We start from the raw sequence: 23,728 nt of genomic DNA, 5'->3' as shown, positions 1-23,728 counted from the left end.
AATGACTATAACGTTTTAATTTGCTCGATCGCCCAGTTGAACGTTTCCATAACTTGCTGGAGGGCAAATTCGTCTTCCAAAGTAGATAAAGCCAGACTCGGCGACCTTCTCTCGCCCGGTTCTGTAGGTAGCGAAAGACCGATCGAACTTAGCTTATTTCTCAATTCCAGCCAATTTTTTTCTGCATTAAATGGCGGTTGGGAACCGTAATTGTCAGCAGAAATCTCCATTCTGCCAGCAATATCTACAGTGAATAACTGATATGGTTTTCTGCCTCTGTGATGCAACCCGGCGGCGAAACCGCCGTAGGTGTCCCCCGTTCCCCAATGGATTTGAATTTCGGGTTCTTGACTTTTTGCCCAAAGGTAGATAGCTCTTGCCATTTGCGCCTCGTCCGCGCCTTGTCTAGCTTTGATTTCCGCAAAAAATGACGATTCATCCCAGCGCCTTCTTTCGCGCATTGCGTTGGATTTTTTATGCTGTGCTTCGGCTGTCTGACCGATAACTCTGGGAACCAAGGTTTTCAAACCATCTTCACTTACATATTGCTTAATTTCCAGGGCCAAAACTTCAAGCGGGTCCATTTGTTCGTTGAGAAATTCCACAACTCGGCGCATTTCAGCGGAAATCTCGTCTGCTACAAATACTAAGCGAATTTTACCGGCTTGCAAATTAGTTTTAACTTTCTGCCAAAATAGGTCTTCATTAGCATCCGCACCGAGAAACTCTTCAAAAATCTGTTCGGGATCGCGACCCCGATCGCGACAATTGGCTTCAAACAGAGCAATAATTGAATCTATTGGCCAGTAAACCAACGCATTAGCAGCATAGTCGATCGACTGACCCAAAACTTTTTGCCGGAGTGCAGCATTAGGAGTGCGCCTGACATCCACCAAAGTAGGAACTGCATTTTGGTCGAGAAACAAATGATCCAGCGACCATTGGACGGCAGTTTCCTCATCGGTGGGCACTGATTCCCGTGAAATTAACAGCCACTTCCGCGCCGTCGCGCGATCGATTTGATCTCCGGCAATCAGATTAGGATAAGTTACAAGCAAGTCTTGTAACTGGTCTTCCGAGTCGTAGGGCTGTTCCATCATTTCTACCAGCCTGTCGTCGTCCTGAATCAGATAAATACCTCCAGCCATGCACATCCACCTACTTAATTTTAGATTTTAGATTTGAGAATTCAGGCTTAGTCAGTTGATAGTTGACAGTTGACAGTTGACAGTTGACAGTTGTCATTAGTCATTAGTCTTCAGCCTATGATATCGTTTTCGGTTGCATCGGAATTATGTAGTGCAAGCGTCCATAGCGAACGATTGGTTCCCGAGTGAGACGCTCGCACGCTCCATCATTCAAATATATTATTCCGATGCTACCGGATTTGATATGACTTCACAAGGCGCAAGGCATTAGTCATTGAGCATTCTTGATAATTAAAGAATTAAAGAAAAATTTGGAATTTAAGAATTTTTCTTGTTTGTTAATTCCACAAAAAACTCCTTTTGAGCAATGACCAATGACAACTGTCAACTGTCAACTGTCAACTGTCAACTGTCAACTGTCAACTGTCAACTGTCAACTGTCAACTGTCAACTGACAACTGTCAACTGACAACTGTCAACTGACTACTGACAACCAGTAAATACTCGCTGTGCTGGCCCAGTCATGTAAATCCGCCCAGAAACTTCTGCCCATTCGATTTCCAAAACGCCACCGGGGAGTTCAACAGCAGTTGTCCGATCGCACTTTCCGACCAACACCCCAGCCACCACAGCAGCACAAGCACCAGTCCCACAAGCTAGAGTAACACCTGCGCCCCTTTCCCACACCCGCATTTTTACGTAGTCCCGTCGTATCACTTGAATAAATTCGGTATTTATACGCTGCGGGAAGGCTGGGTGGTGTTCAAATTGAGGGCCGAGAGTTTCCAAAGCCACAGCCGAAACATCTTCTACAAACGTAATGCAGTGAGGATTTCCCATGCTGACACAGGTAACAGACCAAGATTTATCAGCAACTTCGATCGGCACATCTATCACTTTGGCATCTGGCGCCGCCAAAGTTGTCGGAATTTCCGCAGCCAGCAACCGGGGAAGTCCCATATCCACCTTAACCTGACCGTCCGATCGCAATTCGGGGCTAATCACACCCGCCAGAGTGTGGATGCGATACTCAGTCTTAGATTTACTCCCCCCCTTAGCAAGGGGGGGCTGGGGGGGGTGAATTTCCGCTGCTTCCAAATCGGCGATAAACTTAGCCAAACAGCGAATCCCGTTGCCGCACATTTCCGGTTCCGAACCGTCGGAGTTAAAAATCCGCATCGTATAGTCAGTGCCGTTTTGACCCGGAAGAGCAAAAATCACGCCGTCTGCGCCGATCCCAAAATGTCGATCGCACATGGACACAGCTTGTTCTGGTGTTAAAACTGGTTCTGAGGAGTGGCGGTTGTCAATCAGAATAAAATCATTGCCCAGTCCGTGATACTTCGCAAACTCGATCGACATAAAAACAAACCTCTGTTGACAGTTGACAGTTGACAGTTGACAGTTGACAGTTAATAGTTGACCCAACGACTGCGTTTATCCGCTCGCGTAGCCGAAGGGCGATCGGGTAAAGCAGTTGACCCTTCGTCTACGCGAACCCGCAAGCAGTTGACAGTTGATAGCAAAAAAATGACTAATGCTGTTCGCGATCGGGGACAGCACTAATGACCGATGACTAATGACTAATGATTAATGACTAATAACCAATTTACCCATTTCCCAGTATGTCTGAATTTGAGACCGGATTGCCCAGCGTTCGCTTAATACAAAGCTACATCAAAGACAAAGAACAGTTAGAGATCAAACTGATGACTGGCGACTTGTTAGCCGGCAGAATTTTTTGGCAGGATCATAGCTGCATTTGCCTCCTCGATGCCTCAGAAACACAAATTCTGATCTCGCGATCGGCAATTGCTTATCTCAAACCCAACGCGTGAAGAAGAGGGGGAGAGGGGGAGAGGGGGAAAATCTTTCCTGTTCGCTCTTCCTTCCATCCGTTATATCGTTTCCGGGTGCATCGGAGTTATATAGTGCGAGCGTCTCGCTCGCGAACCAATCGCGAGCGAGACGCTCGCACTACATAATTGAAATATATTATTCCGATGCTACCGGATTTGATATTACATCCGTTACATCCCCTACAGGGCTTCCGTCTTCCGTCTTCCGTCTTCCGTCTTCCGTCTGACTAATAACGTTCGATCGCGCGGACAGCACCAATGCCCCATGCCCGATGCCCGATGCCCGATGCCCGATGCCCGATGCCCGATGCCCCATGCCCCATGCCCCATGACTAATCGCTAAATAGCTTTTCGCTAACTTGGGCGGTGACAAAAGGCAGCTTTAAGGCTGGTTGCGGCAGCGGAGGCGAGGCCGTCCGCTGCATCAAGCCGAGCTCGTAGAAGCCGCCGCACAGCAGCAAACGATCGCCCTCTTGCAAATCAGTAGTTCCATCCGGCCAGCGAGTAAACTTCCCTTCCCGGCGGATCGCCCGCACCTGCACCCCATACTGAGTGAGCAAATCTACCTCTGACAGTTTTTGGCCAACCCAAGGACTGTTGGCTGGTAACCTCAACCACTGACAAGAACTGTCGCCCTCGGGGACAGCAACTTCGCCCTTCGCCAGCAACTCAAAACTAATCAGTTCTTCCGGTTCACCCACTACCAAAAGTCGATCGCCCGACAGTAAAGCAGCCTTCCCGTTAGGATAATCAATTTCCTCGCCATCTTCGCGGACGATCGCCATCACGCTGACCCCTGTCAACTGCCGCAAGTTAGTTTCTTCCAGAGTCATCCCACCAATGGGAGAGCCCTCCGGTAAGTTGTACCAATCGCCGTTGAGATCTCGAACCGCCACTTTCAAATCCCGCGAAACCGCCAAAGGTTCCCGCGCCGGCCGCAATTCCAGATAGCGGCTGCTGCGAATTTGCTGCACATCTCGCCCAATAGCCATTGCTGACAAACCCATCCCAGCCAGCAAGTGGGCAGACAGTTCTAAACTAGCCTCAAACTCCGGCTGCACAACTTCCCAAGCCCCCAGTTGGTAAAGCAGTTCAATATCTTTATCTTTGTTGGCGCGCACCACAATATCCAAATCCGGGACTAATTCTAAAGCCCGCTTCAGACACAAGCGAGTGCTCATCGGATCGGGAAGAGTAATCGCCATTGCTTTGGCGCGTTCTACCCCGGCGGCTTCCAATACGTGCAAGCTAGCAGCATTCCCGTAAATGTAAGGAATTCCTGACACTCTGCATTCTTGAATTCTGCTTTCCGACTCGTCGATTACCACAATTGAACAGTTGCGGCTTTGCAGCACTTTGACTAAATTTCTGCCAACTCGCCCGTAGCCACAAACCACAACATGATTTTGTTCCGGCAAAGTTTCAGCTATTTCGACAGGTTGAGATGTTTGGTCAAAATAGCGCTGCAAAGGCCCGAAATTTTCCGCCCACTTGAATAACTGTGGCACGCTTCTCAATACAAACGGCGTCAGCACCAAGGTGACTGCTGTCGTTCCTAAAATTAATAGGTAAACGTTTCGCGAAACCAGTCCCATAGCTTGGCCAGAACTAGCGAGTACAAAGGAAAATTCTCCGATTTGAGCTAAGCCCAAACCTGCGATTAATGCTGTTTTTAGGGGATAGCCAAATAATCGGACGATCGGCGTTACAATCAAGAATTTGCCGACAAATACTAGAAATACCAGTCCTAGAATTAACTCTAGATGGTTCCAGAGAAACACCGGGTCGATTAACATTCCGATGGTAACAAAAAATAAGGATGCAAAAATATCTCGCAAAGGCTCGACATAAGTTAGAGTTTGGTCGGCATATTCCACCTCCGAAATCATTAAACCCGCCACAAATGCGCCCATCTCGATCGAGAAACCCAGATATTCTGTCAGCAGCGCAATCCCTAAAGCCAAAACCACAACTCCCAGCAAAAACAGTTCCCGGCTTTCTGTTCTCGCGAGGTAGCGCAGCAACTGCGGTACGATCCAAATGCCCGCTACTACTGCACCCGCAGCAAATAATCCGATCCGCACCAGGGCCCAGACTACCGTCATGCCGATCGCCTCTGCGGGCTGGTTGAGGGCCGGCAAAACTGCCAGCATTAGCCCCAAAGCCAAATCTTGAACTACCAAGATTCCCAGCATGACTTGTCCGTGGGAAGTACCGCCTTCATTGCGTTCCATCAAGCATTTGAGTACAACCGCCGTCGAGGAAAGCGACAGGATTGCCCCTAAAAACACCCCTTGGGCAGGGGATTCTACCCAGCCTACACCCAAGGAAATTGCAGTAGTAATGGCGATCGTCAGCACAATTTGCAAGCCCCCCCCGCCCAGACTAATTGCTTTAACTCGATTTAGTTCGGCGAATGAAAACTCTACTCCCAAAGCAAACAACAGAAAAGCCACACCAAATTCTGCCAGGGTGTCTACCTGAACTAATTCTTTAATCAGCCCCAAACCGGCCGGCCCAACTACGATCCCTCCCAGGAGGTATCCGAGAATTACCGGCTGTCGCAACAACGATGCAAAGAGTCCTCCTGCTGCGGCAGCAGCGAGAACTAGAACTAAGTCAACAATCAGTCGGAAGTCTTCTTGCACAACTTTATGAAAAAAGTGTAAAGTTATATTATAGTGTTTAATGTGTTGACTATGTTGGGGGGCGTTGACTATAGTTGAGTAGCAAGCCCAACTGCCACTCTTGAACAAGGTATTTTCTAATGACAAAGAGTTCAAATCCTCACAAAAAGCTTAATCTCTTGCAAGTTTATCGAGGGATTGGGGCTTTATTGGTGGTAATGTTTCACGTCAACCAGATGAGCACGGAAAGATTAAATCAAGTTACTTTTTTTAATTTATTTCAGGCTGGGTGGAGTGGTGTTGATTACTTTTTTGTATTGAGCGGTTTTATCATGGTCTACGTTCACCGATCGGCGATCGGTAAAAAAGACCAGTTAAAATCATTTTTAGTCAAGCGCTGCGTGCGAATTTACCCAATCTACTGGATAATTACTCTGACAGTTGTGTTTTTCTTTCTACTGATTCCAGGTTTTGCTAATGCTCAAGACTTAAGTTTGGACAAGATAATTCTGTCGCTGCTATTGATTCCTCAATATGGCAAGCCAATTCTCGATGTAGGTTGGACTTTAGTTTACGAAATTTATTTTTATGTATTGTTCAGCATAGCTATCTGGCTAAAACCTAAACAGTCTGTGCCTCTGCTGTCGGCTTGGCTATTTGTCACATTTCTACATTTTTCTAAAGTAGTAACATTTCCCGATGCTTTTTTCTTGCTGAATCTAGTATTTGGCAATATGAATCTAGAATTTGTTTTGGGTGGCTTGGCTGCGTATATCGTGCTTAAATATAACAATAAGATTACTAATTACAGATGGATATTATTTGGGATAGCAAATTTAGGATATGTTATTTTAGGACTGTTTGTGGCTTGGGGCAACATTGAGTTCGATCGGATCAAGACTTTTGCAGTGCTGGCAGCTATATTAATCGTTGCTGCAACTTCGATCGACCTTAAGGATTCTCCGAGACTTCCTTATCTTTTAATTTTCCTGGGCGATGCCTCATATTCAATATTTCTGCTCCACAGCCCGGTGATATCAGCAACTACAAAAATTGTGCAAAAGGCAAATTTAGGAAAATATTTCGACGGTTTCTTTGCTCCGGCTATGGTGGCATTGTTTGCTGTAGTTGTCGGCTGCATATTCTACTCTTTCATCGAAAAACCATTGACAGTTTATCTGCGGAAAAATATTGTTGAAAAAATGTTTCTTCCGAAGGCGCAAGCCAGCTAATTGTAGGGTGCGGATCTGTGAGATGTGCGGTGCGATCGAGCTTAACTTGCGATCGATTTACCGCAATACGTCAGCAGGGGGGGGATTTTGAGGTGTAGGGTGCGTCGCAATCCAGAATCTCGGTAAAAAATCGAAAAATCTAAAAGCGACGCACCACAGGGTTTAATTAGTTCGATCGCACTTTATTTTCCATGGTGCGTCGCTGTGAGATTGTCGATCGCATTTGCAGATTGTAGAAGAATCCGCACCCTACAAACTAGACAAAAACAAGAGCTACACGAAAACCGCAGCCCACGACGCAGCTACCCACGGAATTCCAGCTACGATAGGCACTGCGGGAATGAACCGCAAAAGAATCCCAGTAGCCACCACGTACCACTCTACCCCTACCTGCGTGACTTTCCCAGCAACTTCCGTCAGTTGGTGCGCCTTCATAATTTTGGTGCCATTTATCGCCACACCATTCGCTAACATTGCCGTGCATATCGTACAGTCCAAAGGCATTAGGGGGAAAACTCCCGACATCTGTTGTTTCTCCTCGGTAGAGTCCTTTGGAAGCGTTTGCGGAGGCTTTGCGTCCGCTATAGTTAACTAAATAAGTGGTAATTATTTCCCCAAAGTGAAATGGGGTTGTTGTACCCGCACGACAGGCATATTCCCATTCTGCTTCACTCAGGAGGCGATACTTTTTCCCGGTTTGTAGCGAAATTTTGTCACAGAATTCGACAGCATCATTCCACGATACTTGCTCTACAGGATGTTTTTCGCCTTTGTAATACGATAGGTTGTTTCCCATTACTGCTTCCCACTGTGCTTGGGTGATGGGGTATTTGCCTGCATAAAAACTGGCTACTGTAACTTGATGCTGCGGATTTTCACAATTCTCTCGTCCTGCTTCTCTGTAAGGAGAACCCATCATAAATTTGCCACCGGGAATGTAAACCATTTCCAGTAAAGTTGAGTTACCTAAGTCTTCAGGGAAGAAGCGAGCAAATGACTTAGTGCGGCTGTTTTCTTTGCCAGAGGAATCGACTGTGATGACATCAAATTTAAATGTGGGTAAATACTTGGAAAACTGTAGTTTTATCTTTAAGTCATTTTTATCCTTCAGCAGTGAGTAGGCCGCTAATTTTATCTGCATTGACTCATCCTGCAATGCCCCAATTATCAAATCTAATCCTGCATCTCCATATTTGGGCGCATCGGAGAGTGCAGCGATTCTCACTGCAACATCGGGCGATGCCAAGCGGCTTTTAACGCCTGCAATTCCTCCCAGTACCGCCGCATTCATAGGAATTAAATTTTGACCGCCAAGGACGGCATCGTATTCTTTGGGTCTATTTTGCTCGCTTGGCATAGCATTTTAACCTCTATAATATCTACAAATGTGGCATTTGTCTAATAAATATGTCAAATATTCAAAACTTATAATATGTTTGAACAAGGTTTTTTGATCTCATCTTTTATGCAGCGCAGCATAACTCATAATAGTCCTTTACCTTTTTGAGTCAAAGCGTGCTAAATTTAGCTACTTTGTATAACATTAGCTAGACAAAGGTTAAGGATATCGGTAATGACAGCAACTGCGAATCGAGCTAACTGCGGACAAAGTGCCAAAATAGTTGCGAGTGCTATTTTGGAGTGTAGGCTATTGAAAGCAAACATGAACAGGGCGATTTTGACTGGCCCAATTGTTGCCAGCATTCTCAGTCTGGTATCGCCTGTGCAAGCTTTGCAGGTGCAGGTGACGCCGCCAAATCCTGAACTGGGTGATACGCTGTCGGTAATCATTCAGGTAAACAGCAGCAGCGCAACTCCAACGGTTTCTGTACTGCAAAAAAATTACCCCGCGTTTCCGATCGGCAATAATCGCTTTCGGGCCCTGCTACCGACGACACCACTGGAGAAACCCGGTGCGCGCGTTGTTCAAGTCTCCGGTGACGGACAAGTGCAGAAGTTGAATGTGCAAGTGCGCGATCGAGATTTTCCGACTCAATCCATCTGGCTGCCGCCTGGGAAAGACAGTGAAGGTACCGATGCCGAATTCGATCGCGTAGACGCCTTTAAAGCACTTGTGACACCTCAAAAATTTTGGGATGGCAAATTGTTGCGCCCCAACTCCGGCGAAATTACCACTATTTACGGCGTGCGTCGGTACTATAATGGGGTATTTGCTAAGGACTACTACCACCGCGGCGTCGATTACGCGGGCGCTTACGGTTCCCCTGTAGTTGCACCGGCTGCCGGTCGCGTGTCTCTCGTGGGACGCGAATCCCAAGGGTTCAAAATCCACGGTAATGTAGTTGGTATCGACCACGGTCAAGGGGTAGCAAGTATTTTGATGCACCTCAGCCGGATTGATGTCAAGGAAGGCGATTTCGTGAAAGCGGGTCAAGTAATTGGTGCTTTGGGGTCAACGGGGGCTTCGACAGGCCCTCACCTGCACTGGGGACTTTACGTGCACGGGCAGTCTGTCGATCCGGTACCTTGGCGGCTTCAGGGAGTTGAGTAGGACTTTTTACCGATTTTGACGAATTTAAAAGTCAATTATGGGGTAAGTTTGTGGCTGGGGTGTGTAGATAACTGTTCTGGGTTATCACTATTGGGTTATGATTTGTACAAAAATTCTCAACTCAAGCCTCAAAACTCGAATCTCAAGACGCCAGCAATTGCGTCTTTACAAAACAAAACTGTATTAATGATGCCGTTGAGCGGGAAGCATATATGAGTATTGAAAAAATTGTTGAACAGGCTTTGCAAGACGGCTATTTAACGCCGTCTATGGAAGCTGAGGTGGGACGAATCTGCAATACGGCTTCTGAATTGTCGATCGAAGAGTACATGGCTCTCGATCGCCTGATGGGAGCTTTGTTGACCGGAGAAGTGGTGGTTCTGCCACGCAAACAGTTCATCAATGTGATGGAAGAGTTGGTGCTTAGCGAGGCGATCGCCAGGGTGGCAGAAATTGAGGCGGCGAGCAGCGAGCAGAGTCTGGATGTGGGAGATATTGCGGCTTATGCTTTAAATAGGCTGCCCCCTCTGTACGCTACGACGGAAGAGGGAGCTCACTTTCAAAGGGCTAGGGCTAAAGAGCAGCTTCACGATTTGATTTCCAAAGAAGTCAACGCAGCGATCGACCGCAACTTGGTCAGACCTGAACCCGTAAACCCCACAGCTTTGGGTAAGCCGTCTTCTGGAACCGAAGTTCTGTCAAATCTCAGCAATTGGCTGCAAGCTAACGCCGTTAATTTTGAGCCGCAGCCGTAGTACCACGTCCAACAGCTCTATTTTGGTTAAGTCGATCCCGCTCAATTCAAAAAGCGGGATTTTTAGTTTTTGAGCCAGAAACAGTTGACAGTTGACAGTTGACAGTTGACAGTTGACAGTTGACAGCAGAAGGAAGGGGGATGTGGGATTGGAGTAATGAATCGTCTGATTTTAATTTCTCCCGATCGGGATTCCGGCTTTAAACCAATTCTTTTTGGTCACAAGACATCCGTCACAATTGAAAAAAAAATTAAAGGAATTGTTTGTTTGCCACCTAAAACAAACAATTCCCTTTTCCTTCTGACTAATGACTAATGACTAATGACTTCAAACAATTAATTATTGCTCTCAGAAGAGTCTGCGGAGGGGCCGGCAGTAACTTTTGTTTCTCGTTTTTCACGTTTTTTCCGTTCAGCTTGGATGACATCTTGAAGCACTATTCGCGCTTGGGCCATTTTTTCCAAATTGCTGCGGTACAAATCTAAATCTTTGCTAACTTTGTCTTCAGGTAAATGCAAAGCTGCACTGATTTTGCCGATCGCCTCGTTGCGAGTTTCTTGGTTTTTTACCATTTCGGGGTCAGCTTTTTCTAACAGCGAGAACAAACCGATCGCAAATAAGCGACTGTACTTAAATTGAGCGTTGCTGGCGATCGCCCCTAAGGACGCTTGCAAATCTCCTGTATCTTCAAAGCTGGTGGAGCGATCGAGCCACGAGAGCAACTCAGACCCTCCAAGGCGATCGGCCAAGCTTTCCAATCTGTGAGCGTCTTGCTTGTAGCGATCGGGATCGTCTTCTAGGGCTTTGCACAAAGCGTTAAAAATCGAAAGTCTGTCTGCTTCTGGGGCGTACCCGAGCATGAATCGATCGAAAGCTGTCACCACGCCCAAAGCATAAATCGGGTCGTATTGAAAATCTACATTCGCCGAAAGCAAGTGCATTTCTACCATCAACTCTTCCACCACTCGACGGTAAATTGAGTTAATCGGTCGAGTGTGAATCGTATAGAAACTTCGCTTAGTATCTGAAACAGTACGGTTCTTGTTCACCTGAGTTTTATAGATAAATAATTGTGCCGCCACAGGTGGACCAGCGCGGCATGAGTAAAGTCGGGAGAGTCGATTGGCGATCTCCCTGGCAAAATTTGCCAGTTTTTTTTAACTGTGCAGCCGAGACTGCGAGGCAAAATTTTACCCTGGAAGATTTTGCGGGCGATCGGCAGCAACAATTAATCTGTCGCAATACGATGGCAAAAGCCAAGTATCTTTACAATCATAGCTCTTCTGGGATCGCTGATAAATCCCATCTTCTGACTTGCCCGGCCCTCTTCGGGCAACCCTTACCACAATCAAATTTTATTGTCAAGCCCAATCCTCAAAAATCGAACGAACATGACAATTTCTCCTGAATTAAGAGCTTTAGCCCAATACATGGCGGGCGAATTTGACAACCAAGAACAAGCGCTAGCAGATCCGGCGTGGTACGTCCACCTGCGTTTTTGGCAAAGACCCCTGCCCGTGCCTCTCTTGGACGAACCGAGTATTGCCCTGTTTGCCGAACAAGCCAATATTCTAGAATTAGACAAGCCCTACCGTCCCCGCATCGTGCAACTGAGGCACGTGAAGACAGCGCCGGAACTTATAGAAGCTCAGTATTATATGTTCAAGGATATCGCAGCCGTCAAAGGAGCCGGTCGCAACCCCGACTTACTGGCAAAACTCAAGGGCGAGCAAGTCGAACTTCTTCCCGGCTGCACCCTCTCGGTTGCGGTGCAAAATTTAGGCTCAAACCGCTATCGATTTCGGGCATCTCTGCCGGAGGGAACTCGTTGCTGCTTTACCTACGATGGGCAAACTTACCAAGTAGACTTGGGATTTGAAGCCGCAGACGAGGAATTTCTCAGCTACGACAAAGGAATAAACCCCACGACAGGTAAGGCTATCTGGGGAGCTTTAATGGGCCCTTTTAGATTTGTCAAGCGTCAGGATTTTGCTTCTGAAATATTTGCCAATACGCTTGGGATCGGATCGGACGGCGGTTGAAACCGCGTCTACAGAAACAAAGTCCGCCTCCGCGGACTAAAGAAGAAGATCGCGTAATTTTCACCGCCCGGTCTTTAACCTGCACCAGACACGTGCAAGTTTGTGTAGACGGGATTTCAATCGCCCGGTCTTCTTCAACCTGCGGAGGCAGGTTTTGTTTGTGTAGAAGCGGTTTCAACCGCCCGGTTTTCTTAACTTGCGCGCGGCACCCCCTCTAGAGCTTCTTCTTCTGTTTCAAATATTTCAAAGACAGAATCCATCATGGTCACTTCAAACACCAGTTTGGCTTCTGGATGAACATTGCAAATGCGGAAACTGCCCTTAACTTTATCCGCATCGCGCATACCGGCTACCAACGAGGTCAGGCCAGAACTATCGATAAAGTTTACCTGACCAAGATTCACGACGACATGACGGCTGAGTTTGGAAATACACTCTTGCAACTTGAGGCGGAATTGCCAAGCTGTCGTGATGTCCAACCGTCCTGTCGGTGCTAAGACGATAACTGTTGTACCGTCAGATAGCGTGTGGGTTTTTTGATCAATATGAATCACTGACCCTTCCCTCAAATTTATTACTATTTATCGCGGTGGTTACTTTCTGCTATACAAATACTAGACAAGTCTAGACATTTGCTTCTTACTTCACAGGGAGCATGGGAGCGGTTATCCCTCAGTAAGCTTTCGCGCTTTAGCCAAGCGTGATAAATTAATCGCTGCCTTCAAGTCTCTGTCCATCGAATTACCACAACTTTCGCAGTTGAAGGTTCTTTCTTTCAGTGGCATATCTTGGATATGCCCACAGCTTGACTATTGTTTTGCAAGGGCGGAAACCAGCGGTCAGCAATGATTATTTCACAACCAAACTTTTTCGCCTTATATTCTAGGTGACGCTTGAATTCAGAGAATCCACAGTCAGCTATTGCCTGCGCTAGTTTGTGATTTTTTGGCATCCGATCAACATTTAAATCTTCTACTTATAGTTGCGTGGTTTTTGCATAAGTAAGTAGTGACTTGATACTGAAAGTCCAAGCTTTTTCGCAAATCGCGCAGGGTTTGAACATGGCACACTATGAGTGTTTGTGTAAAAGTTTACCATTCTGTCTACTTAATTGCTAGCTAAGGACTTTCTCAGTAGTTTAACTCACGTCGGTGACTGCTGAGGCATCCAATTCGCCCAATCTTGCGGTTTTAAGAACTTTGAGTAGAGTTCGGCTTCTGGAGAGTTGGGTTCTGGCTCGAAACAATACTCCCAGCGTACCAGAGGTGGCAGGGACATCAGAATCGATTCGGTGCGTCCGTTGGTCTGTAAGCCAAAGGTCGTGCCCCGATCGTACACTAAGTTAAATTCAACGTAACGGCCGCGGCGGTAAAGTTGGAAATCGCGCTCGCGCTCGCCGTATGCTTTCGATCGATGTTTTTCAACAATTGGGGTGTAAGCCGGCAAAAATGCGCGGCCGCAGTCCTGTATGAAGGCGAACAGCGACTCCCAGCTTCTAGGCTCCGGGTTTCCGACATTTTTGCTGTACTCAGCAGCTTTCCCTTTGACATTTTGGTCGCGGTAAAGCGGGCCTTGAGCGTTTTGGTAGTCAAAAAACAGGCCGCCGATACCGCGAGTTTCTTGGCGGTGGGGCAGGTAAAAATATTCGTCGCACCAGAGTTTAAATGTCTGGTAATAGTCCGAGTGGTGTTTGTCGCAAGCTGATTTCAGAGTTTTGTGAAAATGAGCTGCATCCTCATCCAACAGGTAATAAGGAGTCAAATCGACACCACCACCAAACCACCAAATCGGGCCCGCTTCAAAATAACGGTAATTCAGGTGAACCGTAGGCAAGTAGGGATTGCGGGGGTGCAGCACCATCGAAGTACCAGTGGCGTAGAAATCGTGACCGGCAGCTTCTGGGTGCTTGGTCAGAATCAAAGCAGGCAAACTTTCGCCCCAAACTTGGGAAAAATTAACTCCGCCTTGTTCAAACACATTGCCTTCGCGCATAACGCGAGAACGTCCGCCCCCGCCTTCGGAGCGTTCCCAAGAGTCCTCTTTAAATTTGCCGCCGCCATCGACCTGTTCGAGGGCTTGACAAATTTCGTCTTGTAGGCTTTTCATAAATTGGCTGACTCTAGCTCTAGAGTCAGCGGGCGGCAAAAACGGAGAAGTCGTGGTTTTAAGTGTTGTAGAAACTGTCATAAAATTTTCTGTTGTCAGATTTGAATCTTAGATGGTGATGATTGCCAAATCCAGTCGCCATGTAATTATGCCACCGCAGGTCTGCAAATGATCGCTATGAAGTTACATTAAAAAATAGCAATAAAAATATACTTAAACTTGCGATCGAACATTCACTGACACAATTGCAGAGCTATGGTGGAGAACACAATGCCCAGTACACTCGATATTAGTTCAGTCTTAGAAATCCTGCGACCTGTGCAAGACCCCGAACTGCAAAAAAGTTTGGTGGAATTGAACATGATTCGTAACATCAAAATTGACGGCGGAGTCGTCAGTTTTACTTTAGTGCTGACAACGCCTGCTTGCCCGCTGCGAGAATTTATTGTCGAAGATTGCCAAAAAGCGGTCAAACAGTTGCCAGGAGTCGAAAAAGTGGCTGTGGAGGTGACAGCCGAGACTCCCCAGCAGAAGGGAGTGGTCGATCGCCAAGGCATAGAAGGCGTTAAAAATATTATCGCAATTTCCAGCGGCAAAGGGGGCGTCGGCAAAAGCACGGTGGCGGTGAATGTGGCAGTAGCCCTGGCGCAAACCGGCGCAAAGGTGGGTTTGCTGGATGCCGATATCTATGGGCCCAACGACCCAAATATGTTGGGTTTGGGGGACGCGAAAGTAATGGTTAGGGATGGAAAAAGCGGAGAAAGCCTCGAACCCGCATTCAACTACGGCGTCAAATTAGTGTCGATGGCGTTTTTAATTGAGAAAGACCAGCCTGTAATTTGGCGCGGCCCGATGTTGAACGGAATCATCCGACAGTTCCTCTACCAGGTGAATTGGGGCGATTTAGATTATCTGATTGTCGATATGCCTCCGGGTACTGGAGACGCGCAGTTGACAATGGCCCAAGCGGTGCCGATGGCTGGTGTGGTGATTGTGACGACGCCGCAGACGGTGGCTTTGTTGGACTCCCGCAAGGGGTTGAAGATGTTCCAACAGTTGGGAGTGTCGGTGTTGGGAATTGTGGAAAATATGAGTTATTTTGTGCCGCCGGATATGCCTGACAAGCAATACGATATTTTCGGTTCCGGCGGCGGCGAAAGGACGGCGGCAGAGTTGGGAGTGCCGCTGTTAGGCCGCATTCCGCTGGAAATTCCGCTGCGGGAAGGTGGCGATTCCGGTGTGCCAATTGTCGTGGGACAACCGGGTTCTGCTTCGGCGAGGGAGTTGCGGGCGATCGCGGGTCGCATTGCTGGTAAAGTTTCTGTAGCAGCCCTAGCCTAATAGACATCTCATCCAAAAGTTCGTCAAGGGCAGGCTCTCCGGCCTGCCCCACAACAGTTTTTGGGAGAAGTCTCACAAACTTTCGTTTCCCAGCTTTGTCTCCTGTTGGCGAAGGTTTGCCTAATTCCCGAGCTCTGCTTGGGAACTAGAAACGAGAAACGGTAAGCTATAAAGAGCAAACTTAACATTCAAAGAATTATGATTTTTCCAGGTTCGGCAGTTCGAGTTAAAGATAAGGGCGAGATTTACTACGGCTTTCAAGGACTTGTGCAGCGAGTTACCGACGGGAAAGTCGCGGTATTGTTTGAAGGTGGCAATTGGGACAAGCTGATCACGTTCCGCTTATCGCAATTGGATATTGTGGATGCTACGGCTGGTCGCGCGAAATAGTCATTAGTCAGCGGTCATTAGTCAGTTGTTATTTGTTATTAGTTATTGGTTATTGGTTATTAGTACCCACTCACAAATAACAAATAATAAATAACCAACTGCTAACCGCCAACTGCCAACTGCCAACTGCCAACTGCCAACTGTCAACTGTCAACTGTCAACTGACTAATATGCGTTTACCTTTACCCCAATTTGGAACAAAAGAGCGGCATCCCGATCGCATTGCTGAAGTCATCGAGACGGCAACTACAGAGTTTTTGGCTCAATGCTTGGAACCGGATGACTTGAGTTTTCCGGTGATGCCACCTTTTGGGAGTTGGGTGAAGGCGGAAGATGAAGAGTCCAAAAATCAAATCTACGGCGTAGTTTACCATGCTACCACTAGCCCGATCGACTCGGTGCACAGAGCTAGGGCTTTGGGTTTATCGCTGGAAGAGTTGCGGGAAGAACAACCGCAGATTTTTGCGATGCTGAAAACCGAGTTTCGAGTGGCGCTTGTGGGGTTTGAGAAGCCACCGGAAAGGTTGAACGGCCACGGCCCATCGAGGGGTACAATTTATCAGTATTTGCCGCCGCGCCCGCCGCAAATTCACCAAGCGGTTTATCGCTGCGAACCGGATGAGGTGATTGATTTTACGGTGCAGTTGGATTTCTTGAGGACGCTGCTGGGAGTGACGAATGCGCCTGTGGATGCGCTGACGGCGGCGACGATTCGGGAGATTTATCAGTTGCGAATGCGCGATCGATCTTGGTTGGTGGAAGCGGGCAGGAATTTAAGTGTTTTGTTGAAGGATGATTATGACAGGTTGCGGGTGATTTTGAGTCAGATTCATCCCTAATACCTGACAAAATTGAGATCGTCTGAAGCTAGCCGTTAAACATGACAGGTTTCCCAAATTAAACTAAACTATCAATAGTTCAGCCCGCACACTACTGCTACCCAACATAACTCTCATGCAAGGACAAACACTCGCAGGACGCTATCACATCATCAACCACTTGGGAGGCGGTGGCTTTGGTCAAACTTACTTGGCTGAAGATAAAAGGCGATCGGGAAATCCTCGGTGTGTCGTCAAGCAACTCAAGCCGCAGTTTACAGATCCGCAAACTCTAGAGATAGCTAGACGTTTATTTACAACAGAAACAGACACCCTCCACAATCTAGGAACTCATCCTCAGATTCCCGAACTTTTGGATCATTTTGAGGAAAATCAGGAATTTTATTTAGTTCAAGAGTTGATTGAGGGGAGAGATTTAAGCAAAGAAATTACTCCCGGCCAGCGGCTTAGTGAGTTGCAAGTTATGGCTATTTTGCAGGAAATCGTAGAAATATTGGTGTTTGTTCAGCAGCACAAAGTCATCCACCGGGATATTAAACCTCCTAATTTAATGAGGCGCAATTCTGACGGCAAAATATTCTTAATTGACTTTGGGGCTGTCAAACGAATTAGCACTCAAATAGTTAACACTACAGGGCAAATTCCGCCGACTATTGGCATCGGCACAAATGGTTATACGCCAGCGGAACAAAATAACGGACATCCTAACTTTGGCAGCGATATTTATGCTGTGGGAATGACTGGGATTGAATGGCTGACGGGCATACTTCCTCACGAGTTGCCAAAGGATGCTAACGGTGAAATTGTTTGGCGCGATCGCACTCAAGTTAGCGATGGTTTTGCTAATATCTTAAACAAAATGGTGCGGTATCATTTTCGCGATCGCTACCAGTCAGCCGCAGAGGTGTTGCAAGCTTTCAACAATTTGAGGAGAATTCCACCATCTTCTACTGTAGTATCATCTCCTAACTTATTGACATTAATGAGTAACTGGACGCGAGATCATATAATTGGTTTGCTTGGGGTTGGTTTGGCTGCTATATTTGGTGTAGCAGCATTGTTTACACCAGAAATTAGAAAAATGGTGGGATTGGAGGCTGCGGATAATCTGGCAAGTTATGACAATACAGCCCAAGGTATTAAAATCAAATATCCCGATAATTGGACTAAACAAGAAGAGTCTAACGCCGTTACCAAAGATGTGGTTCAATTTATTTCACCTAAAGAAAACGATGCTGATAACTTTCAGGAACGGCTGATTGTGACAGTTGAACCTACGACGAATAATAAAACCCTTGATGAATATACGAAGTTATCTAAACAAGAAATCTTGAATTTAGATAAAAATGCTAAGATAGCTCAAGAGGGTGAATCTACTCTGGCTGGTAAAAACGGGTATAGAGTTGTTTATACAACAAAAGAAGGGAATGAAGAGTTTAAAAAATTGAATGTTTGGACAATGAAAAATGACAAGGCTTATTTGATAACCTACGAGGCAAAAGCGGGGAAGTACGAGCAGTTTTTGCCTGTTGTTGAGAAAATGATTAAGTCGCTGGAAGTTCAAGACACGAAATAAATTTATTGAGGCAGTTGTCAGATTATGGTGACAGTATCAATCAAAGATGAATATGTTGAAGTGTTGAGTGCTTTGGGTGATTTGCAGGCGGCTATGGATTTGGCAATCCAACGCTATACCATCGAGCAGATTACCGCAAAAGTTGCTGAACTTCGACAAAGAAATGCTCAGTATCAAGCTAAATATGGGATGGATTATCTCACTTTTAACCAGCGACTTTCTGAAGATGAATTTTTTATCAGAAATCTGGAATCGAAGGTTAATAATTTGTGGGAGATTGACTTGGCTGATTGGGAATTTTGCTATAAGGGAATAGGAGATTGGACGCGCAAGTTACAGAATCTTTTACTTGAAACTAATAACTTAATTTCTCATTAGATGCCTAATTTATACATAAATTAGCACTTACTGGGGCCGAGAAACCGGGTTTTTTACGAAAAATATTCGTGGTAGCCGACAGATTAGGTGAAAACCCGGTTTCTTTAGTCGCAGTGAGTAAATCCTGATACAGCATATTCCATGTATATGTGGTACACATAATCTTGCGAGATGTCGTGTAAGGTGCGTCGCCCTCAAAAATCTACAAGTTCTATTCAATATCTCGTAGCGACGCACCCTACAGATTAACACTACATAACAATCAAGAGGTCATTATTTATGAATCCCCAATCTGGAACCAAATCACCCTTGGATCGTAAACCGCAAATTCCCCTAACAGAACTCCATCAAAAAATTGATGCTGGGGTTAAAATTGCTATTGCTAAAGCCATAGAAAAACACCGCAAATTAGGGGAATCAATTAGCATTTGGCAGGATGGCAAAGTAATTACTTTAACTGCCGATCAAATTCCTCCCCTGAAATTAGATAATGATAGTTAATCCTTATTTTGCCATCAAATGAGGAACAGATATTTTAGTCAAAAATTTTGGGCAATTATTTAGGATTCAGCTACTTTTTCTGGTACTCGCCGATATTTGCCATCTAAACGTTCCTGTCGCTGACGGCGGTTGTCAGCTTCTAACATTGCGAGGACTTCATCTAATTTTAAATTGACAATATCAAGCTGCTGGCAAGATTCTCGCATCCTAGCAACATTTTGCTGTCTAGTTTCTAAATCCGGTATTCTGGGCTGTTGAGTCATGGCAGATTCCAACTCCTTTTAATTTCTTGAATACTTGCTTCTGAGCCATCGGCTGCTGCTTCTGTCTCTGCGATCGTCCTATACAAAAAGTCTAGCACATCGGCTGTTGCTGCTGGTTGAGATTCTGCTACCTGTTGCAAGATTCTGTGCAAGCGGTTGTAGGGAATTCTCAGGCGTTCCTTGACATTATCAATTGCTTCTAACTCAGGCATTGTTTCCTGTGTTTCGCCAAATTGCTGTAAAAGGGAATATTCTGCTGCTGTTGCTGTGTCGAGAAGTGCGACTAACCGCTGTTGCAATCTAAAAATAGTGCTGATAGTTTGGTCTGGTAATGTTGCCATGAATTTGAATTTGGAGGATGACAAATTATCAGTATATTAGCATTGGCTGGGGCTGGGAAACCGGGTTTTTACGAAAAATATTCGTCGTAGCCGACAGATTAAGTAAAAACCCGGTTTCTTTAGTCGCAGTGAGTAAATCCCGATCGTATTCAGATTTAACGCAATCACTCAATCTGATAAATGTAAGCATCATCAACATTGAATACTAACGGATTGTCAAAGTGTATCTACCTCTTTCGCCTTTTTTATAAGCATTAACAACTACGGTATAGCGGCCGCTGGCGGGTAAGGTGAAGGTGACAGAAGAATTGGAATTCGATCGGCTGATGTCATCATTTTTTGCTAACACTTTTGCATCAGGGGTCAAGAGTATGACCAAGGTATCAAAATCGCGGCTTTCTACGCTAATTGTAACTGATTGACCGGCTCGGCCTTCAAAGGTATGTTGCTCGTACAGACTTCCGTCAGAGGGAAGGGCAGAGGATTTACCAGGTATTAATGAGCTATTCGTGATTAGTCGCTGGCTGTTTGGGTAGTTGTTATAGTTTATCGAAGTCTCCTAAGATTGTTAAGGGCTTTTTGATAATTATCTTTATCACCTTGCTGTTGAAATAAATCTGCTGCTTTTTGAAGGTCTTGAATCGCACCCTGCTTATCTCCTAAACGATAGCGAGCAACTGCTCGGTTGTAGTACGCTTTGGCATAGTTAGGATTAATTTGCAAAGTTTGGTTGTAATCGCTGATCGCACCCTGCTTATCTCCTAAATTAGAGCGGGCAAGTCCTCGGTTGTTGTAGGCTACGGCAAGGTTAGGATTAATTCGCAAAGCTTGGTTGTAATCGCCGATCGCACCCTGCTTATCTCCTAATTCAGAGCGGACAAGTCCTCGGTTGCTGTAGGAATCAGCATCGTTAGGATTAATTCGCAAAGCTTCGTTGTAATCGGCGATCGCACCCTGCTTATCTCCTAAATCAGAGCGGACAACTCCTCGGCTGTAGTAGGCTACGGCAAAGTTAGGACTAATTCGCAAAGCTTGGTTGTAATCGCCGATCGCACCCTGCTTATCTCCTAATTCAGAGCGGACAAGTCCTCGGTTGTTGTAGGCATATGCATTATTAGGATTAATTCGTAAAGCTTGGTTATAATCATCAAGAGAACCTTGCTTATCTCCTAAATCAGAGCGGGCTGCCCCCCGGTTGTTGTAAGCTTCCGAATAATTAGGATTAATTTGCAAAGCTTGGTTGTAATCGCCGATCGCGCCCTGCTTGTCTCCTAGGTCAGAGCGGGCAAGTCCCCGGTTGCTGTAGGCTTCAACATAGTTAGGATTAAGCTGAATTGCTTGATTGTAAGCGGCTACAGCACCCTGATAATCTCCTTTCTTATACTTATCCCCACCCTGAATATAGAAATCACCAGCTTTCGGCCCAGTCGCCACAGGCGCACTCGGAACCTTCACCCCTAAATCCACTTGAGATGAAGCCAACAATCTCAGACTCGTATTAATCGGAATCCCCAGATTAAAACCAGTCTTAGCAATTTGAATATTCTGATTAATACTGCTAGATTCCGCCGCCCTCGTATCCGCCCTCCCGTGAATTCCCACCACCTCGCCATTCTCATTCAACACCGGCCCCCCACTCATTCCCGGCAGCGTATTGTTACTATAAACCAACGCATAACCATCTTCTAAAGGTCGAGAAGCATTAGCAGTAATCCGCCCATCGGTGAAATTGTAAATCGAAGTATTAATCGCCGCTGAAGTCTTCGGAAATCCTGCCACATAAGCCGCTTTCCCTTCTGTCGCCAAATCCGAGTTGCCAATCTTAGCCACGCTGTAAGTTTGACTGCTGGTAAACTCGACAACTGCTAAGTCAATATTTGGCAGTTTTTTCACACTGCTGTAATTGAGCAAATACCGCTTGTCATCAGGCGTGACAATCTCATATTTAGCTTGAGCATCTTTGAAAACGTGACGGGCTGTGAGCACCGTATAAGTGTTGCCATTCCGTTTGATAATGATTCCAGAACCGGGATTTTTACTGTCAATCAGGACTGTGATTGATTTAGCAATTTTGCCAACTTCATCAGCAGATATTGCGAAAACTGCGGTTGGTTGGGCGATGACAATAGTTGCAATTGTACCGATTAAGGCGATGGGAATTTTGTTAGAGAAGTTCATTGATTTTAGCGTTGAGAAATTTGAGATATTTAGTCATGGAGACAGAAACCGGGTTTTTGCCGAAAATTCTGCATTTCAGTCTTTAACACTGGTAAAAACCCGGTTTCTTTGGTATTTATGCGTCAGTCTTCATATTGGATAAGCAAACCCACGCCTAGGGAGACATAGGAGAAACATTTTCCTCAACCGGTGTGTCTTCCAGATATCTCTCCACATCAACAGAACCAGGCCCAGTTTCAGATAGTACATATCCAGAAGCCAACCCGCGACGATCCATCAATTTTTTCAAAGTAGCGTCAGCATCACTCCCCCGCTTGAGAGTGAATAGCAAAGTCCTATTCGTACAACTATCGTCTTTGTTAACAGCAGCACACACCACCGGTTCTCCGTTCAGAGTCCCAGTGTTAATATATTTGAGAGTACCGTTATCGTAGTTTCGCTGAAATCTTCGACCTACCTCTTCGCAGCGTTTTTGAGCAGTCCACGGCGGCGGAAAATAGTTGTTAGAAGTCCAGCGGACAAGGGGTACACTGCCCCGTGGGGTGCGAACCAAGGTGACAGGCTGTCTATTGAGAGTGCCGCAGAAAAAGCTATTATTGCCCGCACGGCTGGGTTGACAAAACAGCGCACTCGTGCTATAAGAAACAACTAGCCCTGTCAGGAGTCCGGTCAAGATTTTGGATTTCATAAATATAAATTTTTGATATATTATCTCATAGCTGAGCTACATTTGCAACCTGGAACTTATCCTGATGCTAAATCCGCAAATCAGTCTGTCATAATTTATTTAAACCAAAAAATCATATGTGGGTAGACGTAACAGCGCTAAATCAGATTCCCGAACGGGATATTTTGAAGGTAAAAGTTGAAGGAATTTCACTAATTTTGAATCGCCAAGGTGCGAATGTCACTTGTTACCGCAATGCTTGCACTCATTTAGAATATCCGATCGATATGGGGAAAGTAAGTAATGGCATTATTACCTGTCCCTTTCATAAATTTCAATTCAAGTTAGATACTGGTAAATGTTTGAATGCACCGAGTGATTCCCTAGAGTCTTATCCCGTAAAGATTGAGGGCGAAATCGTTTTTGTTGACATCAATGAATCATGATTCATCAGTCATTTATTCATACCAATTTGAAACAAAATCTCATAAGAATAAAAAAATAAGAAAAATAAATTAGAGGTTTTTACCTGTAGGGACACGGCACGGCACCGTGTCTGGCAATCTATGCCTTAAGATAGATATTTTTTATACAGTTAATAACCGTTAATAACCGTAACAACAATTTGTCAAAATCTTATTATGTGCTGTTTCCAACACAAACCTGCTAGCGCCGGGAGGCTTTGCCGACATGGGAGCCAAACAAGGCAGAGCATAAGAATCTGAGTTGCCTGGTAAATTACAAAGTCCCACGCATTTAATAGAAGGGTTCCGAGCGTGATACCAGTAATTTTATAACCCAATACGGTTCACTTAAGACAGATCCCCCCTAACCCCCCGGGAGATGCGGGGGGGACAAGAAGCTCTTAAAGTCCCCGCAACGATGCGGGGGATTTAGGGTGATCTCCGGGCATAAATAGTGTTAAGTAAACCGTATTGTTTTATAACCCAACAAACATTCTCAATAGTGTTCA

28 protein-coding genes and 1 pseudogene are annotated in these 23,728 nt (G+C 45.8%); 15 read left to right on the top strand and 14 right to left on the bottom strand.

Going from position 1 to position 23,728, the window contains the following annotated elements; genetic code table 11:
- Positions 1-5: 5 nt before the first annotated feature.
- The gene (locus JGK36_RS03645; protein WP_293196276.1) at positions 6-1,148 is read right to left on the bottom strand and encodes a hypothetical protein; all 1,143 of its coding nucleotides are present in this window, start codon (positions 1,146-1,148) and stop codon (positions 6-8) included.
- 483 nt (positions 1,149-1,631) lie between these two features.
- Positions 1,632-2,510 carry a diaminopimelate epimerase gene (gene dapF, locus JGK36_RS03640; RefSeq protein WP_293191949.1) on the bottom strand — a complete coding sequence of 293 codons (879 nt, stop codon included), beginning with the start codon at positions 2,508-2,510 and terminating at the stop codon, positions 1,632-1,634.
- 57 nt (positions 2,511-2,567) lie between these two features.
- On the opposite strand from dapF, the gene JGK36_RS03635 reads away from it, so the two are divergent.
- Both JGK36_RS03635 and JGK36_RS03630 read left to right on the top strand, forming a co-directional pair.
- Positions 2,568-2,714, top strand: coding sequence for a hypothetical protein (locus JGK36_RS03635; RefSeq protein ID WP_293183669.1), 147 nt, complete (start codon positions 2,568-2,570; stop codon positions 2,712-2,714).
- Between the two features lie 59 nt (positions 2,715-2,773).
- Positions 2,774-2,986 carry an RNA-binding protein hfq gene (locus JGK36_RS03630; RefSeq protein WP_293183666.1) on the top strand — a complete coding sequence of 71 codons (213 nt, stop codon included), beginning with the start codon at positions 2,774-2,776 and terminating at the stop codon, positions 2,984-2,986.
- A gap of 157 nt (positions 2,987-3,143) precedes the next feature.
- Here JGK36_RS03630 and JGK36_RS03625 read toward each other — a convergent pair whose 3' ends face one another.
- Both JGK36_RS03625 and JGK36_RS03620 read right to left on the bottom strand, forming a co-directional pair.
- Positions 3,144-3,323: a hypothetical protein gene (locus tag JGK36_RS03625; protein ID WP_293196274.1), complete on the bottom strand. Its 180-nt coding sequence runs from the start codon at positions 3,321-3,323 to the stop codon at positions 3,144-3,146.
- Between the two features lie 16 nt (positions 3,324-3,339).
- Positions 3,340-5,655 carry a cation:proton antiporter gene (locus tag JGK36_RS03620; protein ID WP_293196272.1) on the bottom strand — a complete coding sequence of 772 codons (2,316 nt, stop codon included), beginning with the start codon at positions 5,653-5,655 and terminating at the stop codon, positions 3,340-3,342.
- Positions 5,656-5,774: 119 nt separating this feature from the next.
- On the opposite strand from JGK36_RS03620, the gene JGK36_RS03615 reads away from it, so the two are divergent.
- Positions 5,775-6,866 (top strand): acyltransferase, encoded by a 1,092-nt coding sequence (locus JGK36_RS03615; protein ID WP_293183659.1) that lies wholly within the window; start codon positions 5,775-5,777, stop codon positions 6,864-6,866.
- Between the two features lie 256 nt (positions 6,867-7,122).
- Here JGK36_RS03615 and JGK36_RS03610 read toward each other — a convergent pair whose 3' ends face one another.
- On the bottom strand, positions 7,123-8,223 hold the full coding sequence (locus JGK36_RS03610; RefSeq protein ID WP_366038591.1) for a formylglycine-generating enzyme family protein: 1,101 nt from the start codon (positions 8,221-8,223) through the stop codon (positions 7,123-7,125).
- A 216-nt stretch (positions 8,224-8,439) separates the two neighbouring features.
- On the opposite strand from JGK36_RS03610, the gene JGK36_RS03605 reads away from it, so the two are divergent.
- The 3 genes from JGK36_RS03605 to JGK36_RS03595 all read left to right on the top strand — a co-directional run bounded on the left by JGK36_RS03605 (position 8,440) and on the right by JGK36_RS03595 (position 10,448).
- The gene (locus tag JGK36_RS03605) at positions 8,440-9,378 is read left to right on the top strand and encodes a M23 family metallopeptidase (protein WP_293196270.1); all 939 of its coding nucleotides are present in this window, start codon (positions 8,440-8,442) and stop codon (positions 9,376-9,378) included.
- A 212-nt stretch (positions 9,379-9,590) separates the two neighbouring features.
- A complete protein-coding gene (locus JGK36_RS03600) occupies positions 9,591-10,133 on the top strand; it encodes a late competence development ComFB family protein (protein ID WP_293185350.1) in 543 nt (180 codons plus the stop codon).
- A 156-nt stretch (positions 10,134-10,289) separates the two neighbouring features.
- The gene (locus JGK36_RS03595; protein WP_293196268.1) at positions 10,290-10,448 is read left to right on the top strand and encodes a hypothetical protein; all 159 of its coding nucleotides are present in this window, start codon (positions 10,290-10,292) and stop codon (positions 10,446-10,448) included.
- A 20-nt stretch (positions 10,449-10,468) separates the two neighbouring features.
- On the opposite strand, the gene psb29 is transcribed toward JGK36_RS03595, so the two are convergent.
- On the bottom strand, positions 10,469-11,182 hold the full coding sequence (gene psb29, locus JGK36_RS03590) for a photosystem II biogenesis protein Psp29 (protein ID WP_293185349.1): 714 nt from the start codon (positions 11,180-11,182) through the stop codon (positions 10,469-10,471).
- A gap of 23 nt (positions 11,183-11,205) precedes the next feature.
- Here psb29 and JGK36_RS03585 point away from each other — a divergent pair, with 23 nt between their 5' ends.
- Complete coding sequence (locus JGK36_RS03585; protein WP_293191939.1) at positions 11,206-11,541, top strand: hypothetical protein; 336 nt, start codon at positions 11,206-11,208, stop codon at positions 11,539-11,541.
- Complete coding sequence (locus JGK36_RS03580; RefSeq protein WP_293191937.1) at positions 11,525-12,175, top strand: chromophore lyase CpcT/CpeT; 651 nt, start codon at positions 11,525-11,527, stop codon at positions 12,173-12,175. Before JGK36_RS03585 ends, JGK36_RS03580 begins: the two co-directional genes overlap by 17 nt.
- Positions 12,176-12,366: 191 nt before the next feature.
- Here JGK36_RS03580 and JGK36_RS03575 read toward each other — a convergent pair whose 3' ends face one another.
- From JGK36_RS03575 to hemF, 3 genes and pseudogenes are all read right to left on the bottom strand, one after another.
- Positions 12,367-12,729, bottom strand: a complete 363-nt coding sequence (locus JGK36_RS03575; RefSeq protein ID WP_106149243.1) for an STAS domain-containing protein — start codon at positions 12,727-12,729, stop codon at positions 12,367-12,369.
- 111 nt (positions 12,730-12,840) lie between these two features.
- Positions 12,841-12,972, bottom strand: a pseudogene (locus JGK36_RS33800) (zinc ribbon domain-containing protein); the annotation flags it as partial.
- A gap of 346 nt (positions 12,973-13,318) precedes the next feature.
- A complete protein-coding gene (gene hemF / locus JGK36_RS03570; RefSeq protein ID WP_293185344.1) occupies positions 13,319-14,362 on the bottom strand; it encodes an oxygen-dependent coproporphyrinogen oxidase in 1,044 nt (347 codons plus the stop codon).
- Between the two features lie 189 nt (positions 14,363-14,551).
- Here hemF and JGK36_RS03565 point away from each other — a divergent pair, with 189 nt between their 5' ends.
- The 6 genes from JGK36_RS03565 (at position 14,552) to JGK36_RS03540 (ending at position 19,306) form a co-directional block, all read left to right on the top strand.
- A complete protein-coding gene (locus JGK36_RS03565; RefSeq protein WP_293145049.1) occupies positions 14,552-15,622 on the top strand; it encodes an Mrp/NBP35 family ATP-binding protein in 1,071 nt (356 codons plus the stop codon).
- Between the two features lie 198 nt (positions 15,623-15,820).
- A complete protein-coding gene (locus JGK36_RS03560) occupies positions 15,821-16,012 on the top strand; it encodes an NAD(P)H dehydrogenase subunit NdhS (protein WP_293185343.1) in 192 nt (63 codons plus the stop codon).
- 170 nt (positions 16,013-16,182) lie between these two features.
- Positions 16,183-16,851, top strand: coding sequence for an HAS-barrel domain-containing protein (locus JGK36_RS03555; protein WP_293185341.1), 669 nt, complete (start codon positions 16,183-16,185; stop codon positions 16,849-16,851).
- A 115-nt stretch (positions 16,852-16,966) separates the two neighbouring features.
- Entirely contained in the window at positions 16,967-18,427 is a 1,461-nt protein-coding gene (locus JGK36_RS03550; protein ID WP_293191935.1) for a serine/threonine-protein kinase, read from the top strand.
- Positions 18,428-18,451: 24 nt separating this feature from the next.
- Positions 18,452-18,805: a hypothetical protein gene (locus tag JGK36_RS03545; RefSeq protein ID WP_293191933.1), complete on the top strand. Its 354-nt coding sequence runs from the start codon at positions 18,452-18,454 to the stop codon at positions 18,803-18,805.
- 279 nt (positions 18,806-19,084) lie between these two features.
- Positions 19,085-19,306 (top strand): hypothetical protein, encoded by a 222-nt coding sequence (locus JGK36_RS03540; protein WP_293191931.1) that lies wholly within the window; start codon positions 19,085-19,087, stop codon positions 19,304-19,306.
- 59 nt (positions 19,307-19,365) lie between these two features.
- On the opposite strand, the gene JGK36_RS03535 is transcribed toward JGK36_RS03540, so the two are convergent.
- The 5 genes from JGK36_RS03535 to JGK36_RS03515 all read right to left on the bottom strand — a co-directional run bounded on the left by JGK36_RS03535 (position 19,366) and on the right by JGK36_RS03515 (position 22,776).
- The gene (locus JGK36_RS03535; protein WP_293191929.1) at positions 19,366-19,569 is read right to left on the bottom strand and encodes a hypothetical protein; all 204 of its coding nucleotides are present in this window, start codon (positions 19,567-19,569) and stop codon (positions 19,366-19,368) included.
- Positions 19,566-19,910, bottom strand: a complete 345-nt coding sequence (locus tag JGK36_RS03530) for a hypothetical protein (RefSeq protein ID WP_293191927.1) — start codon at positions 19,908-19,910, stop codon at positions 19,566-19,568. Before JGK36_RS03530 ends, JGK36_RS03535 begins: the two co-directional genes overlap by 4 nt.
- A 205-nt stretch (positions 19,911-20,115) precedes the next feature.
- Positions 20,116-20,367, bottom strand: coding sequence for a PPC domain-containing protein (locus tag JGK36_RS03525; protein ID WP_293191991.1), 252 nt, complete (start codon positions 20,365-20,367; stop codon positions 20,116-20,118).
- A gap of 89 nt (positions 20,368-20,456) precedes the next feature.
- Positions 20,457-22,088: a tetratricopeptide repeat-containing serine protease family protein gene (locus JGK36_RS03520; protein WP_293191925.1), complete on the bottom strand. Its 1,632-nt coding sequence runs from the start codon at positions 22,086-22,088 to the stop codon at positions 20,457-20,459.
- Positions 22,089-22,242: 154 nt separating this feature from the next.
- The gene (locus JGK36_RS03515) at positions 22,243-22,776 is read right to left on the bottom strand and encodes a COP23 domain-containing protein (protein WP_293185332.1); all 534 of its coding nucleotides are present in this window, start codon (positions 22,774-22,776) and stop codon (positions 22,243-22,245) included.
- 116 nt (positions 22,777-22,892) lie between these two features.
- Between JGK36_RS03515 and JGK36_RS03510 the strand changes: the two genes are divergently transcribed.
- Entirely contained in the window at positions 22,893-23,201 is a 309-nt protein-coding gene (locus tag JGK36_RS03510) for a Rieske (2Fe-2S) protein (protein WP_293185331.1), read from the top strand.
- Positions 23,202-23,728: the final 527 nt, after the last annotated feature.

Origin of the sequence: Microcoleus sp. PH2017_35_SFW_U_B (genome assembly GCF_020737865.1) — a bacterium.
Classification (GTDB): Bacteria; Cyanobacteriota; Cyanobacteriia; order Cyanobacteriales; family Microcoleaceae; genus Microcoleus.
This window is presented reverse-complemented; position numbering and strand designations above follow the sequence as displayed.